The organism is Nocardia vinacea (assembly GCF_035920345.1).
Lineage (GTDB): Bacteria > Actinomycetota > Actinomycetes > Mycobacteriales > Mycobacteriaceae > Nocardia > Nocardia vinacea_A.
The window spans coordinates 6,654,831-6,670,946 of sequence record NZ_CP109149.1 but is presented as its reverse complement, the minus strand read 5'-3'; the positions used below and the strand labels follow the sequence as shown (position 1 = coordinate 6,670,946).

The following is a 16,116-nucleotide window of genomic DNA, read 5'->3' as shown; positions in this document are numbered from 1 at the left end:
TTCACATCGTCGCATCCGAATGCGACAGGTGCGTTCCTATACGGCCTGATAGTTCTCGTTCTCGGTGAAGCCCTCAGCGAACTCGATGAAGTTCTGCGCCATGGCCTCATTCAGGCGCCGCATGGTCCGGCGTACCAGCATGCCCGGGATCGGGAGCGGAACGTAGATGTCCTGGTGGTACCAGACATCGGTGCCGTCCTCGCCCTCGGTGACCTCGAACCAGCCACCGCCCTTGACCCCGCGCGTACTGTCGGTGACCTCCCAGGACGACCGGATATCGGTCCATTCGTACTCGAGTACCTGGAGATCCGAGCTGCCCATCAGCTCCGTTTTGACGAATACCCGGCGGGGGCGCAGTGCGTCATCGCGGCTAGCTACCCGAGCGTCGGTGTAGGACGTCGACCACTGCGGCAGCATCTCGACGGCTGCTAGTGCATCCATTACCTGCTCGGGATCGGCGTCGACGACGAAACGGATATCGGTCTTTGTACGCATTCCATACCTCCGCCCCCGCCCAACTACATCGGCAAATTGTGCCCAGCGACACAATCGCAAGTCAACTGAGCGGGCAGTGCCCGAAGCCACATCGGCCGCATATCTCGGGGGGATCACGGTCGATTATGTACGGCGCGAACAAGTTACGGTTCAGTATTTTCGAACGAATCGCGATATCGCCGGTCCAGTGGACTTGCCCGTAGGAGCTGCCGGGCGGTAAGTCGATCGTGCGCAAGGTATTCGCATCTTCGGCTGGGCAGGAGGTAACGGGCCCGCGGCGAGCGGACCCTTGGGACGCGGCGGCTCAGTGCGGCGTTGGTTCGATGATCGCGTCCGGGCCCGGGTAGACGAGCGATTCGTGCCCGTCATCGAATCGCACCACATACGGCGGTGCGCCCTGGGGTCCGCGGACTTCGACGATTTCGCCGTGGCGATCACTCTGTCCCACAACGTGGCCGTGTACGAGGAGCCGGTCTCCGACATTCGCCATCATCGCCCCATTATCGAATGACAGTGACGCGTGTCACAAGGGTCCCCCGTACCGCGCGGCGTTTCACGCGTTACCGACGAGTCGATCGACCGCGGCCTCGATCAGCTCCTGGCTCTGCGCCTCGGTGAAGATTCCGGGCAGCGTGAGCCGGTCCACGATCAGCCAATTCAGCGCCAGATACAGCAGAATCACCGATTTTTCGTCGCCGGGCAGTTCGGCTTCGAGATGGTTGCGCACATTGAAATCGAGATCCGCGCGCACAGCCTCGGTCATGACCGCGCGCAGCTCCGGTCGCCGAGTCGCCTCCAGACGCAGCTCGAGCATGGCCAGGTAGCCGGTGCGGAACGCCTCGAGGCGGCCGACCGTCTCCCGCATCAACTCGGTGATATGCGCCCGCGTCTTCGGGCCGGTCGCGAGGTCGGCCATGGTCGCCGCGCTCGGCGTCAACCGTTCGTAGAACCGCCCGCCCACCTGGGTCAACAGGTCGTCACGATTGGCGAAGTAGTTCGACGCCGTACCCGCGGGCACCCCGGCCTCCTTGTCCACCGCACGAAAGGTGAGCCCGCGCGCCCCCTCCTTCGCCAACACCTCGATCGCCGCATCGAGCAGCGCTTGCCGCCGCTCCGGATTCGTCCGCACTTGACACCACTCCATCTGTAGTACTACCTTCAAACCACTTCAGTTAGAGTACAACGGATCAGGCGGTATTGATATGCGAAAACTCGTCTACTACGTGGCCGTATCGCTCGACGGCTATATCGCTGGTCCGGCGGGGGAGTTCGACTTCTATCCGCTCGACGCCGAGATGATGACCTGGATCAATGAGCGGTACCCGGACTTCGTGCCGAGCCACCTGCGTCACCATGTCGGGATGGCGGTGGACGAACCGAATCAGCGGTTCGACACCGTGCTGATGGGCCGCGCGAGCTACGAGCCCGGGCTGTCGGAGGGCGTCACCAGTCCGTACGCGCAGATGCGGCAGTACGTCATTTCGAGCACTCTCGGCCCGAGCGATGATCCGAAGGTCGAGGTGGTCGCGGGCGATCCGGTCGGGCTGGTGCGACGGTTGAAGGCTGAACCGGGCGGCGATATCTGGCTGTGCGGCGGCGGCAAGTTGGCCGGGGCGCTGCTCGACGAACTCGACGAGATGATCGTCAAGAGCTATCCGGTCGTCGCGGGCGGCGGCATATCCGCCTTCTCGGGTGCGTTCAACCCGACCCTGTTCACACCGACCGAGCGCCGCGAGTTCGGCAACGGCGCCCAGGTCACCTGGTTCTCCCGGGCCTGACGATCCAGCACCACGAAAGAGGTAGTCATATGCGAAAACTCGTCTACTTTGTCGGCATGTCCCTCGACGGCTACATCGCGGGGCCCGGTGACGACATCAGCTTCTATCCGGTCGGTGACGACGTGTGGGACTGGCTGAAGGCGCAGTATCCGGAGACGCTCCCGACCCATGTCCGCCCGCACATCGGCCTGGCGGTCGATGTGCCGAATCAGAAGTTCGACACCCTGGTCATGGGCCGCGGAACCTACGATCCGGGCCTGGCCATCGGCGTGACCAGCCCGTATGCGCATATGCGGCAGTACGTCGTTTCGAGTTCCCTCGGCCCCATCGATGATCCGCAGGTCGAGGTGGTCGCGAGTGATCCGGTCGGCCTGGTGCGTCGGCTGAAGCAGGAGGACGGCATGGATATCTGGCTGGCCGGTGGCGGCAAGCTCGCCGCACAACTGCTCGGCGAGATCGATGAGCTCGTCATCAAGAGTTATCCGGTGGTGGCCGGGACCGGAACCCCGGCCTTCGCAGGTGAATTCAATCCGACCTTGTTCGCACCAACCGAGCGCACCGAATTCGGCAACGGTACGCAGGTCACCTGGTTGACCAGGGCCTGAGGCCACGGCCGTGGCGGCAGTGCGCCGCCACGGCGCCGGGCATCCCGCACCGCTCGCCTTCGCCGATCCGGTCGCGCCTCGTGCCGAGTGACTAGCCGCCGAGAAACGACAGGCGAACTTGCCGATCCGGATTGTCGACATTGAGATCGACCAGCGCGATCGACTGCCAGGTACCCAAGGTCAGCGCGCCGCCGATGACGGGGACGGTGGCGTAGGGCGGGATCAATGCGGGCATCACGTGCGAGCGGCCGTGCCCGCGCGAGCCGTGGGCATGCCGCCACCGATCATCGGCGGGCAGCAGGTCGAGCAGTGTGGCGAGCAGGTCGTCATCGCTGCGCGCCCCGAGTTCCATAATCGCGATCCCGGCCGTGGCATGTGGCACGAAGATATGCAGCAGCCCGTCCGCACCCGCCTCGCGTGCGAACGACGCGCACTGCGGGGTGATGTCGTACACGACCTCGGATCGTCCCGTGGTCACCTCGATCACCGTGCTCTTCATGGCTACATCGTCCTCCTCGCGCTCAGTCGGTGTCGTCCGCCCGCAGCAGCGCCGTCACCCGCACCGATGTCTCGTGCAGCCGGTTGAACACATCCAGCACCAACTGCTCGACCGGCAGACGACAGTGGCCGTTCGGCACGACGGTGAAGGGCTGTTCGCCGCCTTTCAGAACACCGAATACCACCGGCTCATGGAATCCGTTTCGGCCGAGTTCGATTCGCGAACGGCCCCTTCGGTACTCGCGGGCTGAGGAGGTAGGAACAAATACGCTGGACCTCGGCCGGTACGCTGGGGTGCTGTTAGCAGCTGATTGTCGATCTTGGAGGACCCTGTCGTGGCTCTCGTTGTTCAGAAGTACGGAGGATCCTCGGTAGCGACCGCCGAGCGTATCCGGCGCGTCGCTGAACGGATCGTCGAGACGAAGAAGCAGGGCCACGACGTGGTGGTCGTCTGCTCGGCCATGGGCGATACCACCGACGAGCTACTCGATCTGGCACAGCAGGTGGCGCCTGCGCCGCCGGCTCGGGAAATGGACATGCTGCTCACCTCGGGTGAGCGCATCTCCAATGCGCTGGTCGCCATGGCCATTCATTCGCTCGGCGCCGAGGCTCGCTCGTTCACCGGCTCGCAGGCCGGTGTGATCACCACCGGATCGCACGGTAACGCCAAGATCATCGACGTCACCCCGGGCCGGGTGCGCGCCGCGCTGGACGAAGGTCTGGTCGTGCTGGTCGCCGGTTTCCAGGGCGTCAGCCAGGACAGTCGCGACGTCACCACGCTCGGCCGCGGCGGCTCCGACACCACCGCGGTCGCACTGGCCGCGGCGCTGGATGCCGACGTCTGCGAGATCTACACCGATGTGGACGGCGTCTTCACCGCCGACCCGCGGATCGTGCCCGACGCGCAGCAGCTCGAGCAGGTCTCCTATGAGGAGATGCTCGAGCTCGCGGCCTGCGGCGCGAAAGTACTCATGCTGCGCTGCGTGGAATACGCGCGCCGCTACAACGTTCCGGTGCATGTGCGCTCGTCCTACACCGACAAGCCCGGCACCTACGTCTATGGATCGATGGAGGACATCCCCTTGGAGCAAGCAATCCTCACGGGCGTCGCGCACGACCGCAGCGAGGCCAAGGTGACCGTGGTCGGCCTACCGGACGAACCTGGCTACGCCGCCAAGGTATTCCGCGCGATCGCCGACGCGGAGATCAATATCGATATGGTCCTGCAGAACATTTCCAAGGTCGAGACGGGCAAGACCGATATCACCTTCACCCTGCCCAAGACCGAGGGCGCGCGTGCGGTGGAGATGCTGACCAAGCGTCAGGACGAGATCGGTTTCTCGCAGGTGCTCTACGACGACCACATCGGCAAGGTCTCCCTCGTCGGCGCGGGCATGAAGAGCCATCCGGGCGTCACCGCCACCTTCTGTGAGGCGCTGGCGAATGCGGGCGTGAATATCGACCTCATCTCCACCTCCGAGATCCGGATCTCGGTGCTGGTCAAGGACACCGAACTGGACGAGGCCGTGCAGGTGCTGCACAAGGCCTTCGATCTGGGCGGCGACGAGGTCGCCGTCGTCCACGCGGGAACAGGACGATAAGCATGGGTGTACGGGTAGGAGTCGTCGGCGCGACCGGGCAGGTCGGCGCCGTCATGCGAAAACTGCTGGAGGAGCGCAACTTCCCGGCCGACGAGGTGCGATTCTTCGCCTCGGCACGCTCGGCGGGTAAGACCCTGCCGTGGCGCGGTGGCGAGATCGTGGTCGAGGACACCGAGACCGCCGATCCCGCCGGCCTGGATATCGCGCTGTTCTCCGCGGGCGCCACCATGTCGCGCGTGCAGGCCCCGCGTTTCGCGGCGGCCGGTGTCACCGTGATCGACAACTCGTCGGCTTGGCGTAAGGATCCCGAGGTCCCGCTGGTCGTCAGCGAGGTGAATCCGGAGCAGACGCGCAATCTGGTCAAGGGCATCATCGCCAACCCGAACTGCACAACGATGGCCGCAATGCCGGTGCTCAAGCCGCTACACGATGTGGCAGGCCTGCAGCGCCTGATCGTTTCGAGCTACCAGGCGGTCTCCGGCAGCGGCCTGGCCGGTGTCGAGGAACTGGTCTCCCAGGTGCGCGCCGTGGTCGACGATGCCGAAAAGCTGGTGCACGACGGCAGTTCGGTGCAGTTCCCGGCTCCGAACAAGTATGTCGCGCCGATCGCCTTCGACGTGATCCCGCTCGCCGGTGCACTGGTCGACGACGGCTCCTTCGAAACCGACGAAGACCAGAAGCTGCGCAACGAGAGCCGCAAGATCCTCGGTCTGCCCGACCTGCTGGTCAGCGGCACCTGTGTGCGCGTCCCGGTCTTCACCGGCCACTCGCTGTCGGTGAATGCCGAATTCGCCGAACCGATTTCGGTCGAGCGCGCCAAGGAAATCCTCGCCAAGGCCCCCGGCGTCCAGCTCACCGACGTGCCGACCCCCTTGGCCGCCGCGGGCAAGGACGACTCCCTCGTCGGCCGCATCCGCCAGGATCCGGGCGTCCCTCAAGGCCGCGGCCTCGCCCTGTTCATCTCGGGCGATAACCTCCGAAAAGGCGCCGCCCTCAACACCATCCAAATCGCCGAAGTCCTGTTGGCCCAGCGCTGACACTGACCGAACGGGCCGTTCCGATCGTGAGATCTGAACGGCCCGTTTGCTTTTCGGTCATCGGATATCGAATGTCACCGACGCACTGAGCAGTGCGGTCAGCGACAGCCCGAATGTGCGCCGGAAGGTTTCGCTCAGGTGTGACGGGGAGGCGAATCCGGCATCGGCGGCGCAGCGGGTGAGGTCGTGCCCGGCGGCCAGGCTCGCGAAAACCATTCGCAGCCGGGCCCATTGGCGGTAGCGGCGGAATGTGGTGCCGGTGTGTGCGGCGAAGGTTCGTAGGAAGTGGGTTTCCGACATCCCGGCGGCATCGGCCGCGTGCTCGGCGCGGATGTGTGCGGTCGGGTCGTCACGAATGTCGCGGACGATGGCATCGATTCGGGGGTCGATGGCCGGTTGCCGAACCGATATCAGGCGCTCCAGCTCGGCGACACCGATTCGGGCGGCAGTGATGAGGACGGCTTCGGCGCTCGGATCGACAGCCGCGGACTCGACATTGCTACCCGATCCGGTGGTGACCCCAGCGATCATCGCGCTGCCCGGTTCGGCGAACAGCAATGCGATCCAGCCCTCCGAGACAATCCGGGCTGGTACCCGGGCCGGTATGAACACACTGCGGGTAATGATCGGCTGATCCGCCGCCGTCTCCACCGCGAATGGTCCGTCCAAGCTCAGGCCGAGATACCCGATCGACGTGGCATGCATCCCCACGCCCAGCTCCGGGCCGAGATATCCGGCATGTCGGGGCCGCATCCACAGCACCGGCGCACCGCAGGTTTGTGAAAGCGCGGTCCCGGTCATGTTCGTCAGGCTAATCGGTGTCCGGCGGAATCAGCCGGTACGAGCCGCGACGACGGGAGACGAAAAGATATGACAATCGAGGGAGTTACCGCGAAGCCGAGCTGGCAGACCAGAGCCATCACCGCGCTGTTGGCAGCGCGCGGCCAGAAGCAGATGCTCGGCAGCGCGGAAGGGATTCATGCGGCGCTGGAAAAGCGCGACCGTCGCGTCAAAGCGGTGCGGCCGCCGGCGTTCCTGCGCAAGGCGGCCACCGTCACCCGGGATGATCTCGACGGTTGGCCCGTGTTCCGAGTAACGCCGACCGCCGGATCCACCGACGTCAGCGTGGTTTTCCTGCACGGCGGCGGCTTTTTCGCCGAGATCGTGCGCCCGCATTGGAGTTTCGTCCGCGAACTCGGCGCTGCCATTCCGGCGGAGGTCGTGGTTCCGATCTATCCGCTAATCCCACATAGCAGCGCCGCGGACATGGTCGCCACCACCGCTGCGATACTCGCCCGCACGATCGAGCAGCGCGGCTCCGGCAAGACCGTGGTGATGGGCAATTCGGCCGGCGGACTGCTGGCACTGGCGGCAGCACATGTCCTGCGCGATCAGGGTGGGCCGCAACTGTCTCGGGTAGTGCTGATCTCCGCATGGCTCGACGCCACCCTTTCCGATCCGGCACTGCCCGAGCTCGAACAGGTCGATCCGTTGCATCAGCGGCCCGGAATGGCCGAAATCGCACGGCTCTACGCCGACGGCCTCGACCTCCGCGACCCCCGCGTCAGCCCCCTGTTCGGCGCTATCGAAGGACTGCCGCCCATGACCATCTTCTCCGGCACCCACGAAATGATCCTGCCCGACGCCCGAACCCTCACCCGCCGCGCCGAAGCCGCGGGGGTACCGGTCGACTACCACGAGGGCCTGGGGCTGCCGCACAACTACGCGCTCATGCCCAGCCCTGAAGGCCGTGCGGCTCGCAAGATCATCATCGACGCTTGCCGCGCGCCACGCCACGATCTGTCCGCAGTCACCGTCGACCGGGACAGCGCGAGCCGATAAGCCGCGCCCTGCCCGCCCGCTTCGACCTTGGTGGCGACTCGGAAGCGGCGAGAGCCCAACGAACACGTGACCGATGCGGGCCGGCCCGGGCTCGGGGAACGGATGGAGAGGCTGCGTCGGGTGGCCCGGTTCGGTCAGTGGGGCCGTAGTCCGTCGAAGACGATTGCGAAGGTGCGGCGGCGTTGGTCGGGGGTGGTGTCGGTGGTGTTGGCGGCCAAGAAGGTGCCCTTCACGACGCGCATGAGGTCGTCGATATCGATATCGCGTCGTACGTCCCCGGATTGTTGTGCACGGGTGAGTAATTGGGCGATCGCGCCCCTTAGATCGTGGGCGGGTTTGCGGCTTTCGGGGGCGTCGGCGCCTACGGCTTCGGCTAGGTCGCGTTTGACGGTGCCCTCGGCGACCATGCGGTCGAGGAAGTCGAAGAAGGCTTTGCCCGGGGCGGGGGCGGTGGCGAGTTCGCGGGCGTAGGTGATCATGCGCTCGAGGCGGTCTACGATCGCGGCTTCGAAAAGGGCCTCCTTGGTGGGGAAGTGGCGGTAGACGGTGCCCGCGCCGACGCCGGCGCGGCGGGCGATTTCGTCGAGCGGGACCGAAATGCCCTCGGTGGCGAAGGCCTCCTGGGCGGCGGCGAGTACGCGGTCGCGATTGCGGCGCGCGTCGGCGCGCAGCGGGCGCGGTTCCTCGCGATCGGTCATGAGGGCTGAGTTTACTGGAGGCATTGACAAGCGGGGCGATCGTTCCGAATGATAAGCGGGGTCAACGTTCCGCTTAATTGAAGCAGGTGTTTTCATGGTGGAGACTTCGGTGGAAAGCCCTCGTGAGCTGGTCGAACGGATGTTCCGGGAGCTGCCCGCGCGCGATGCCGACGCATTCGTCGAGCTGCTCGCCCCGGATGCGGTATTCGAGATCCCCTTCGTCATTCCCGGGATGCCGACCCGGCTGGTCGGGCGTGCGGAGATACGCGCGCATCTCGCGCAGCGGTGGTCCGGAATTTCGCGAATCGAGGTGCACGGGATCTATCCACAGGTGTACGAAACAGTCGATCCCGAGCTGGTTTTCGTGGAGAACGAGGTGGATATGACGGTGCCCGGCGCCGAGCGGGCGCGAGTTCGCACCTCCGTCAATGTCGTTCGGGTTCGCGACGGCAAGGTCACGCTGTTCCGCGACTACATGGATACGGCGCGCTTCGCCCGGCTTGTGGAGAACTGACCCAGAAGGCCCGGGCGGGCCGAAATTCCGTCGCTCCGCCCGGGTGTCGACTGCTAGCCTGCGCCGATGGCGAATCCTTATCCACAGGTGTACTTCGGGGACCGGATCATTGACGCGAAACAGGCGTCGGTCGGTGTCGCATCGTCGGCGGTGATGTACGGGCTCAGCGTGTACACAGTGTTCCCGGTGCTTGTGGATGGATCGGCACGCACCGCATTTCGGCTCGACGACCATTTCCGGCGACTCGAGGAATCCTGCAAGATCATCGGTATCGACCGGTTCGCCGCCGAATGGGACTTCGCCCGATTCCGCACGGCGATCATCGACCTGATCGCGGCCAATGCGCCGACCGAGGACGTATTCGTCCGCGCGACCGTGCATGTCGTCGAATCGATTCCGGGCACCCGGGTCCGCGGCTGCGCCATCCAGGTCAGCATTTTCGTCTACGACGCCGTGCCGATCGTGCCCCAGGACGGTATGCGGCTGAAATCTAGTCCGTGGCGGCGTATTCCGGACAACGCGATTCCCTCGCGCGCGAAAGTCAATGGCGCGTACGTCAATTCGGTACTCGCTAAACAGGATGCCATCGACAGCGGCTACGACGACTGCATCTTCCTCGACGGCAACGGCCACGTCTGCGAACTCAGCGCCGCCAATATCTTCCTCGTCCGCAACGGCACCCTGATCACCCCGGATGTGTCCTGCGACATCCTCGACGGCATCAACCGCCGCACCATCCTCACCCTCGCCGCCGAAGACGGCATTCCGATCGTCGAACGCACCATCGACCTCACCGAGCTCTACATAGCCGACGAAGTCTTCGTCACCGGCACCTCATCCGGCACCTCCCCGGTCGCCGAAGTCGACGGCCGCCTCATCGCCGACGGCCGCCCCGGCCCCCTCACCCAAACCCTCCGCAAACGCCACACCGCCGCCCTCCGCACTGACACCCACCACAACTGGCTCACCCCCCTCTGACCGCTCCCGCACAAGCCGTCACTACCTCGCGCAACGTCTACCGTGTGCGAGGTAGTCACACGTGCTCAATCCATTGCGCCAAGTGGGATTAACTCCGCGCAGGACAACTCGGTGTGTGATCCCGGTGGGTTTGTGGCAGAGCGGAGTTCCTAGTCGGCGTAGGCATCACAAGCGCTTCAGGGCGGCGATGGTGCCGAGGAACAGTTCCACGTTGTCGTGCACGAATTTGTCGCGGGGGTAGGGCAGCGCCTGCTGGATCCAGGCGGTAACGGTGTCGCCGAACGCGCCGACCAGAAAGCGTGCGGTGAGATCGATGGCGGGATCGTCCGGAGCGCGGTCGGGAACCAACTGTGCCAGGATTCCGCGGAACGCGCGCGACACATCCTCTGAACGCGCAAGCCGCCGCTCGGCCACGGCCGGATGCCCATATGCCTTGGTGGACAGAATCTTTCCCTTGGCGGGCGCGACCAAGAAGAAGTCGACCATGGTCTCCACCACTGCGGTGACCCGTGCCCGATTATCCGGTGCCGCGCCCGCGGCCGCCTCACCGACGGCGCTCGAAAACTGGCGAAAAGCCAGCTCGAATGCGGCCCCGATCAGATCGTCGAGATCGGTGAAACTCTCGTACACGAACCGGGTGGACAGCCCGGCGGCTTTGGCGACCGTCCGGATTGTCAGTCCGCCCGCGCCCTCGGTCGCCATCACCTCGAAGGCGGCCTCCAGTAGCTGGTCACGACGGGTCGCGCGCCGCTGATCAGCCGATATTCCGCCATAGGTGCGCGCCGTGGATGCCATCCGCCAATCTTGACACATTTGTTTCCTGAATCTAGCTTGATTCGAGAGACAACTGATTCCTGATTGAGGGGTGAGCATGACCGGATTCGCCGAAGCGTCCGATCTGAACGCATCGCACGCCGACCTACCCGGCCTGAGCAAGGACGCGCTGACCGCCCGCCTCGCCGCGGACTGGCGATTGATCATGCTCGCCCCGAGCGCACTGTTACTGCAGGTAGCGCATCCAGTGATCGGCTCGGGTGTGGCCGAACACTCGATCTTCAAGACCGATCCGTTCGGCCGCTTCGACCGCTCGTACTGGCCCACCCTCGCCCTGGCCTTCTACGGCGACGATTCCGCCGCCTACGGCCGCGATATCCGCGCCATGCACAAGGGCATCGGCGGCATCGATCACGTGGGTCGGCGCTATCACGCCTGGGAACCCGAGGCCTACTTCTTCGTCCTTGCCACCGCGCACTGGGCCACCGAAATCGTCGCGACGCGTTTCGGATCCGGACTCACCGAGTCGCAGCGCGCCGACCTGTACGACGGCTGGCGGCACACCGCATTACTGGCCGGACTCCCGGAACGTGCTGTGCCCGCGGATCTTCCCGCCTTCGAGGCATGGTTCGAACGGGTCGTGCGCGAGCGACTCGAATATCACCCGAGCATCGACGATGTGCTGGAGACGATGTCTCACCCGCCGGTGCAAGCGCCGATCCCGGTTTGGCTGTGGAAGCTCGTCATGTGGCGAATCGTCGGACCGCTTGCGGTCTGGGTGAATACCGGTGTGCTGCCGCCGATGTTGCGCGAGCGGCTCGGCCTCGAATGGACCGCGCGCGACGAGCGCTGGTTGCGTCGCTACGCCGTCGTGATCCGCGGCGTCGATCGCGTGCTGCCACGACCGGTCCGCACCATCACCCGCGTCGTCGCGCTGCGGCGAAAAGAGCAGATCATGAACAACATTCGAGGCGCGGCGGGTGCGGTGTGAGCCACAGTGCGGAAAACAGCATTGCGCGCCGGCCGAATCCGCTGAACAGCCCCATGCCCGACGGTCCGCTGCCGCCGCATGTGTACGGCTGCTTCGGCTGCGGAACACGGAATCCGGCGGCCGTCGGCATCGCACTGAATCTCGAAAATGACCGCATCATCGGCCATTTCACCCTTGATGAACGCCACCAAGGCGCACCGGGCGTCGCGCATGGCGGGGTCATCGCTGCGATCCTCGACGAGGCATCCGGCACGGTGCCGACCACCATGTGCGTCCCAGCGGTCACCGCCAAGCTCGAGGTGAACTATGTGCGCCCCGCACCGCTGCACCGCCCGATGATCGTGACCGCGATCCTCGATCGGCGCGAAGGCGAGCGCAAACTGCATATCCACGCTCGCCTCGAACACGACGGTGAACTCGTCGCCGAGGGCAATGCCCTGTTCATCGCGGTCTCGCCGGATCACTTCTTCGCGCAGGGTGCGAAGGAAGGCGATATCCCTTTCTTCGGTGTGTGATTCAGCGGATGCCCGGTGTGCGCGGATCCGGACCGAGGCAGACTTGAATGACGCAGCCCGGCGCGGTATCCGCGAACGGCGGCGACAATGGATAATTCAGGCAGCTGAAGACATTGCAGCCCGGATACGCCGCAGGCCCGATGCCGAAGACCGCGATCAGCAGATTCGTATCTATGTACCGGCTCGGATCCACGTGCAGCGGCGGTTCGACATACGGACCGGGATCGGGCACCGGATGGTCTTGGAATGCCGCGAACAATCGGCGGAAGAATTCGTGCGGCAGTTCCGCAGTGTCCTGCAAGGCCCCCGCAAGGCCCTGGCTGCTGACATTTCCGAAGACTCCGGTCCACACCACCGTCAAATCCAGGCTCGGCACGATGAAGACGTTCTGCATGCCGAGTCCGGCCATCATGTATACGTCGGCGGGCAGGAAGTCGGGGGTCTCCGCGCATCCTGGTCCAAGCCAGAACAGGTAGCCGTAGCACTTGTTCGCTGGTGATGGGTGGCGTGCCATGCGCAGATAGGTCGGGGAGACGAGTTGCTGTGTGCCCCAGCGTCCGTTATTGCTCACCAACAGGCCGAGCTTCGCGAAATCGTTCGGCGGGATCATCAGATGGGCGTATCCGTAGGTGTTCCCGGCGCGATCGCGCGCCCAGTAGTAATCACCGCGTTCGATGCCGAGCGGATCGAAAAGCTCACGCTGCACGAACTGCTGCAGTGGCTCGCCGACGGCCAACTCGATGACATAGGCGAGTAGATCGACATTGCGCTGGCTGTAGCTGAATGCCACGCCCGGCGGATTGTCCAACGGCACCCCGAGCGCCTGCACCGCACTGTTCGGATCGATCGGAATCACCCCGGTGATGCCCTCGGTGAGCACGCCCACCTTCATGCCGGACGATTCGGTCAGTAGATTCTCCACGGTGATCGACCGATGCTGCTCATCACCCAGTCCGGGCGGCAGATACCGATCGATCGGCGCTGCGATATCGAGTTTCTCCTGATCCCAGGCTATTCCGGCGAGCAGGGAAACAATGCTCTTCGTCGCACTCCAGATATTCCAGGCGACATTCCCGGTCTGGTCGTTCGTCGGCCCCTCGCCGATCAGGCAATTGTGCCGGAACACCTGCACATTGAACCGATTACGCCCGCTCGCGAACTCCAATGCCTCCGCAAGCGGGTCCGAATCCAGGCCAACCTGTTCCGGCGCCGCCCGTTCCGGCTCCCGCCCGGACGACACCCCACATGACAGCTGCTCGGTGTGCGTGGCCTGCGCACCTCCGGCGAACACGGTTCCCGCAACCAGCGATACCGCTGCGATTCCGGCCAGGAATCCGTAGATGCGCCCCATGCGCAAAGGCTATCGCGACCGACCTCGACAGACGGGTCAACAGGCTGAATGCGTCTCAGTCAATTGCCAACTCGGCGCGCCGCTCCACGTCGTACCGCATCGGCCGCACGCCACGCATACAAATCGATCCGCACTTCGGACGGCATCAGCGGCGTGTACGTACCGCGAACTACCCTGTGCCAACGGCGAGGACCGCGATTCCGTTAGGCGCCGAATCGAGCGGAAGTGCCAGCCCGAGGTCGGCGGCGTGTACGTACCGCGAGCCAGCCAGCGCCTACGGCAAGGAGCACGGTTCCGGTCAACCGAGCCGAGCGGAAGTGGCAGCTCGACAGTCAGCGGCGTGTACGTACCGTGAACCAGCCAGCGTCCACGCTGAGGACCGCGAGTCCGGTCAATTGAGCCGAGCGATGTGGTAGCCCGGCAGTCGGCGGCCTGTGCGTACCGCGAGCCAGCCAGCGCCTACGCCAAGGAGCACGGTTCCGGTCAACCGAGCCGAGCGGAAGTGGTGGCTCGACGGTCGGCGGCGTGTACGTACCGCGAGCCAGCCAGCGCCTACGCCAAGGACCGCGAGTCCGGTCAACCGAGCCGAGCGATGTGGCAGCTCGACAGTCAGCGGCGTGTACGCACCGCGAACCAGCCAGCGCCTACGCTGAGGACCGCGAGTCCGGTCAGCACCGAGCCGAGCGGAAGCGACAGCCCGACAACCACGCACCCCGCCGCGCCGACGAGCGGCACCCAGCGTGGTGGACGATCCTCGGTCAATGTCGCCGCCGAGACATTGGCGATCAGGTAATACACCAGCACCGTGAACGACGAAAACCCGATGGCCGCACGCAAATCGAAGGTCCCGGCGACCACCGCCACCACCGCGCCGACGGCTAACTCCGCCCGATGCGGCACACCGAAGCGCGGATGCACGGCGGCCAGCGCACCTGGCAGATAGCTGTCGCGCGCCATCGCCAGCACCGTGCGCGAAACGCCGAGTATCAGCGCGAGCAAGGATCCGGCGGCCGCGAGCACCGCACCGACCCGGACCACCGGGGCCAGCCCAGATACCCCGGCCGTCGCAACGACCATTGCCAGCGGATCGATCGCATGCGCGAGCCCCGCAGACCCGAGCACCTCCAGCGCGACCACCGCCACCAGCGCATAGATCGCGAGCGCGAGCCCGAGTGCGATCATGATGGCCCGTGGAATCGTGCGTCGCGGATCACGCACCTCCTCGCCGAGGGTGGCGATGCGGGCATATCCCGCAAAGGCGAAGAACAGCAATCCGGCGGCCTGTAAGACCCCGCGCGGTCCGATCCGGTCGGGCAGAATCGTTGCGGCGGAATGGTTTCCGAGCAATCCCACGCCGATAACCAGCATCAGCACAGCCAGTACCGCCGCCACGATGATCCGGGTGGTCAGCGCCGATTTCTGCACGCCGGTGTAGTTGATCGCGGTGATCGCGACAACCGTGGCGACCGCGACGACCCGCGAATGTTCCGGCCACGCATAGCCGCCCACCGTCAGCGCCATCGCCGCACACGATGCGGACTTACCCGCGACGAATCCCCACCCGGCCAGATATCCCCAGAACGCACCCAGACGCTCGCGTCCATACACATACGTCCCGCCCGACACCGGATACCGCGCCGCCAGCCGCGCCGAGGACGTGGCATTGCAGTACGCGAGCAGTGCGGCCACCGCCAGGGCGAGCAGTAGCCAGCTACCCGCCGCGGCCGCCGCGGGAGTAAGTGCGGCGAAGATGCCCGCGCCGACCATCGCCCCGAGCCCGATGACCACTGAATCGGTGAGTCCGAGCCTGCGACGTAGCGCGTCGCCGTGCGTTGCCATGGCTGCATCATCGACCACACCACGGTCGACCACGAGCCGAGCCGCTCCGGAAATGCGAAACGCCGCCAGGTTGGTAAACCTGGCGGCGCTGAGTCGCCGGACGCCACGCCAACGTCACGACTCGAGTGCCGACGTCCCACAAGCGCCTCTCGGCGAGTGGTCGCTCGTAGCGACAAATGGGGTGAGGCCCGGGGCTGTCCGGACGCCGACAGAGGTGATCAACGGTCCGCCGTCCGGATCTATTCCACGAAATGCGATGTGATGCGCACAACGAAAGTCACCTGATCCGATCCCGCCTCGATGGGCGTCGTCGAGATTGGTCCCGAGAAATTCCCAGCTGCTGTGCAGTGCGGACCTGCCGGTGCACGAACGGGTTCTGCTGCCGCAGCCATAAAACCGACCGATAGGTATTTATTGAGCTATCTCGAGCTGCGTCGTCATTCAGGGCAAGCCCAGCAGGGGCTGACGCCTGGCCTTTGCCATCAGAAGCCGACGTCTTCGCGCCCGAGCCGGATATGCACGGCAGATCTGCGGGCGGCACTCCGCCGCCGCACCGCGCACCCAGCGACCGTGATCAAATGCGGCATGGCCGCTCGGCGG

The 16,116-nt window shown here is 65.2% G+C and carries 19 protein-coding genes; 9 read left to right on the top strand and 10 right to left on the bottom strand.

What is annotated here, in order from left to right:
• Window positions 1-36 precede the first annotated feature (36 nt).
• The 3 genes from OIE68_RS30455 to OIE68_RS30445 form a co-directional block, all read right to left on the bottom strand.
• Window positions 37-495, bottom strand: a complete 459-nt coding sequence (locus OIE68_RS30455; RefSeq protein WP_327094455.1) for an SRPBCC family protein — start codon at window positions 493-495, stop codon at window positions 37-39.
• 304 nt (window positions 496-799) lie between these two features.
• Window positions 800-988, bottom strand: coding sequence for a DUF1918 domain-containing protein (locus tag OIE68_RS30450; protein ID WP_040686020.1), 189 nt, complete (start codon window positions 986-988; stop codon window positions 800-802).
• Window positions 989-1,048: 60 nt separating this feature from the next.
• Entirely contained in the window at window positions 1,049-1,639 is a 591-nt protein-coding gene (locus tag OIE68_RS30445; protein ID WP_327094454.1) for a TetR/AcrR family transcriptional regulator, read from the bottom strand.
• A 58-nt stretch (window positions 1,640-1,697) separates the two neighbouring features.
• On the opposite strand from OIE68_RS30445, the gene OIE68_RS30440 reads away from it, so the two are divergent.
• The gene (locus OIE68_RS30440; protein ID WP_327094453.1) at window positions 1,698-2,273 is read left to right on the top strand and encodes a dihydrofolate reductase family protein; all 576 of its coding nucleotides are present in this window, start codon (window positions 1,698-1,700) and stop codon (window positions 2,271-2,273) included.
• Window positions 2,274-2,302: 29 nt separating this feature from the next.
• A complete protein-coding gene (locus tag OIE68_RS30435) occupies window positions 2,303-2,878 on the top strand; it encodes a dihydrofolate reductase family protein (RefSeq protein ID WP_327094452.1) in 576 nt (191 codons plus the stop codon).
• Window positions 2,879-2,969: 91 nt separating this feature from the next.
• Here OIE68_RS30435 and OIE68_RS30430 read toward each other — a convergent pair whose 3' ends face one another.
• Both OIE68_RS30430 and OIE68_RS30425 read right to left on the bottom strand, forming a co-directional pair.
• Window positions 2,970-3,377 (bottom strand): secondary thiamine-phosphate synthase enzyme YjbQ, encoded by a 408-nt coding sequence (locus OIE68_RS30430; RefSeq protein WP_327094451.1) that lies wholly within the window; start codon window positions 3,375-3,377, stop codon window positions 2,970-2,972.
• 22 nt (window positions 3,378-3,399) lie between these two features.
• On the bottom strand, window positions 3,400-3,561 hold the full coding sequence (locus OIE68_RS30425) for a hypothetical protein (protein ID WP_327094450.1): 162 nt from the start codon (window positions 3,559-3,561) through the stop codon (window positions 3,400-3,402).
• 150 nt (window positions 3,562-3,711) lie between these two features.
• Between OIE68_RS30425 and OIE68_RS30420 the strand changes: the two genes are divergently transcribed.
• Window positions 3,712-4,977: an aspartate kinase gene (locus OIE68_RS30420; protein ID WP_327094449.1), complete on the top strand. Its 1,266-nt coding sequence runs from the start codon at window positions 3,712-3,714 to the stop codon at window positions 4,975-4,977.
• A gap of 2 nt (window positions 4,978-4,979) precedes the next feature.
• Entirely contained in the window at window positions 4,980-6,014 is a 1,035-nt protein-coding gene (locus tag OIE68_RS30415) for an aspartate-semialdehyde dehydrogenase (protein WP_327094448.1), read from the top strand.
• A gap of 57 nt (window positions 6,015-6,071) precedes the next feature.
• On the opposite strand, the gene OIE68_RS30410 is transcribed toward OIE68_RS30415, so the two are convergent.
• A complete protein-coding gene (locus OIE68_RS30410) occupies window positions 6,072-6,815 on the bottom strand; it encodes an AraC family transcriptional regulator (protein ID WP_327094447.1) in 744 nt (247 codons plus the stop codon).
• 69 nt (window positions 6,816-6,884) lie between these two features.
• On the opposite strand from OIE68_RS30410, the gene OIE68_RS30405 reads away from it, so the two are divergent.
• Window positions 6,885-7,856: an alpha/beta hydrolase gene (locus OIE68_RS30405; protein WP_327094446.1), complete on the top strand. Its 972-nt coding sequence runs from the start codon at window positions 6,885-6,887 to the stop codon at window positions 7,854-7,856.
• 134 nt (window positions 7,857-7,990) lie between these two features.
• Here OIE68_RS30405 and OIE68_RS30400 read toward each other — a convergent pair whose 3' ends face one another.
• Entirely contained in the window at window positions 7,991-8,554 is a 564-nt protein-coding gene (locus OIE68_RS30400; RefSeq protein ID WP_327094445.1) for a helix-turn-helix domain-containing protein, read from the bottom strand.
• A 94-nt stretch (window positions 8,555-8,648) separates the two neighbouring features.
• Here OIE68_RS30400 and OIE68_RS30395 point away from each other — a divergent pair, with 94 nt between their 5' ends.
• Together OIE68_RS30395 and OIE68_RS30390 are read left to right on the top strand one after the other, a co-directional pair.
• A complete protein-coding gene (locus OIE68_RS30395; RefSeq protein ID WP_327094444.1) occupies window positions 8,649-9,068 on the top strand; it encodes an SgcJ/EcaC family oxidoreductase in 420 nt (139 codons plus the stop codon).
• 66 nt (window positions 9,069-9,134) lie between these two features.
• Entirely contained in the window at window positions 9,135-10,046 is a 912-nt protein-coding gene (locus tag OIE68_RS30390) for an aminotransferase class IV (protein WP_327094443.1), read from the top strand.
• Window positions 10,047-10,211: 165 nt separating this feature from the next.
• Here the strand turns inward: OIE68_RS30390 and OIE68_RS30385 are convergent, their stop codons facing one another.
• On the bottom strand, window positions 10,212-10,841 hold the full coding sequence (locus tag OIE68_RS30385; RefSeq protein WP_327094442.1) for a TetR/AcrR family transcriptional regulator: 630 nt from the start codon (window positions 10,839-10,841) through the stop codon (window positions 10,212-10,214).
• Window positions 10,842-10,917: 76 nt separating this feature from the next.
• On the opposite strand from OIE68_RS30385, the gene OIE68_RS30380 reads away from it, so the two are divergent.
• Together OIE68_RS30380 and OIE68_RS30375 are read left to right on the top strand one after the other, a co-directional pair.
• The gene (locus OIE68_RS30380) at window positions 10,918-11,811 is read left to right on the top strand and encodes an oxygenase MpaB family protein (RefSeq protein ID WP_327094441.1); all 894 of its coding nucleotides are present in this window, start codon (window positions 10,918-10,920) and stop codon (window positions 11,809-11,811) included.
• Window positions 11,808-12,326, top strand: coding sequence for a PaaI family thioesterase (locus OIE68_RS30375; RefSeq protein ID WP_327094440.1), 519 nt, complete (start codon window positions 11,808-11,810; stop codon window positions 12,324-12,326). Before OIE68_RS30380 ends, OIE68_RS30375 begins: the two co-directional genes overlap by 4 nt.
• Before the next feature lies 1 nt (window position 12,327).
• Here OIE68_RS30375 and OIE68_RS30370 read toward each other — a convergent pair whose 3' ends face one another.
• Together OIE68_RS30370 and OIE68_RS30365 are read right to left on the bottom strand one after the other, a co-directional pair.
• Window positions 12,328-13,677 carry a serine hydrolase gene (locus tag OIE68_RS30370; RefSeq protein ID WP_327094439.1) on the bottom strand — a complete coding sequence of 450 codons (1,350 nt, stop codon included), beginning with the start codon at window positions 13,675-13,677 and terminating at the stop codon, window positions 12,328-12,330.
• Window positions 13,678-14,286: 609 nt separating this feature from the next.
• Window positions 14,287-15,516 carry an APC family permease gene (locus tag OIE68_RS30365; protein WP_327094438.1) on the bottom strand — a complete coding sequence of 410 codons (1,230 nt, stop codon included), beginning with the start codon at window positions 15,514-15,516 and terminating at the stop codon, window positions 14,287-14,289.
• Window positions 15,517-16,116 lie beyond the last annotated feature (600 nt).

Coding starts and splice junctions, on each gene's coding strand:
- OIE68_RS30455 (WP_327094455.1), bottom strand. CDS start 495: ATGCGTACAAAGACCGATATCCGTTTCGTCGTCGACGCCGATCCCGAG.
- OIE68_RS30450 (WP_040686020.1), bottom strand. CDS start 988: ATGATGGCGAATGTCGGAGACCGGCTCCTCGTACACGGCCACGTTGTG.
- OIE68_RS30445 (WP_327094454.1), bottom strand. CDS start 1,639: ATGGAGTGGTGTCAAGTGCGGACGAATCCGGAGCGGCGGCAAGCGCTG.
- OIE68_RS30440 (WP_327094453.1), top strand. CDS start 1,698: ATGCGAAAACTCGTCTACTACGTGGCCGTATCGCTCGACGGCTATATC.
- OIE68_RS30435 (WP_327094452.1), top strand. CDS start 2,303: ATGCGAAAACTCGTCTACTTTGTCGGCATGTCCCTCGACGGCTACATC.
- OIE68_RS30430 (WP_327094451.1), bottom strand. CDS start 3,377: ATGAAGAGCACGGTGATCGAGGTGACCACGGGACGATCCGAGGTCGTG.
- OIE68_RS30415 (WP_327094448.1), top strand. CDS start 4,980: ATGGGTGTACGGGTAGGAGTCGTCGGCGCGACCGGGCAGGTCGGCGCC.
- OIE68_RS30410 (WP_327094447.1), bottom strand. CDS start 6,815: ATGACCGGGACCGCGCTTTCACAAACCTGCGGTGCGCCGGTGCTGTGG.
- OIE68_RS30405 (WP_327094446.1), top strand. CDS start 6,885: ATGACAATCGAGGGAGTTACCGCGAAGCCGAGCTGGCAGACCAGAGCC.
- OIE68_RS30400 (WP_327094445.1), bottom strand. CDS start 8,554: ATGACCGATCGCGAGGAACCGCGCCCGCTGCGCGCCGACGCGCGCCGC.
- OIE68_RS30395 (WP_327094444.1), top strand. CDS start 8,649: ATGGTGGAGACTTCGGTGGAAAGCCCTCGTGAGCTGGTCGAACGGATG.
- OIE68_RS30390 (WP_327094443.1), top strand. CDS start 9,135: ATGGCGAATCCTTATCCACAGGTGTACTTCGGGGACCGGATCATTGAC.
- OIE68_RS30385 (WP_327094442.1), bottom strand. CDS start 10,841: ATGGCATCCACGGCGCGCACCTATGGCGGAATATCGGCTGATCAGCGG.
- OIE68_RS30380 (WP_327094441.1), top strand. CDS start 10,918: ATGACCGGATTCGCCGAAGCGTCCGATCTGAACGCATCGCACGCCGAC.
- OIE68_RS30370 (WP_327094439.1), bottom strand. CDS start 13,677: ATGGGGCGCATCTACGGATTCCTGGCCGGAATCGCAGCGGTATCGCTG.
- OIE68_RS30365 (WP_327094438.1), bottom strand. CDS start 15,516: ATGGCAACGCACGGCGACGCGCTACGTCGCAGGCTCGGACTCACCGAT.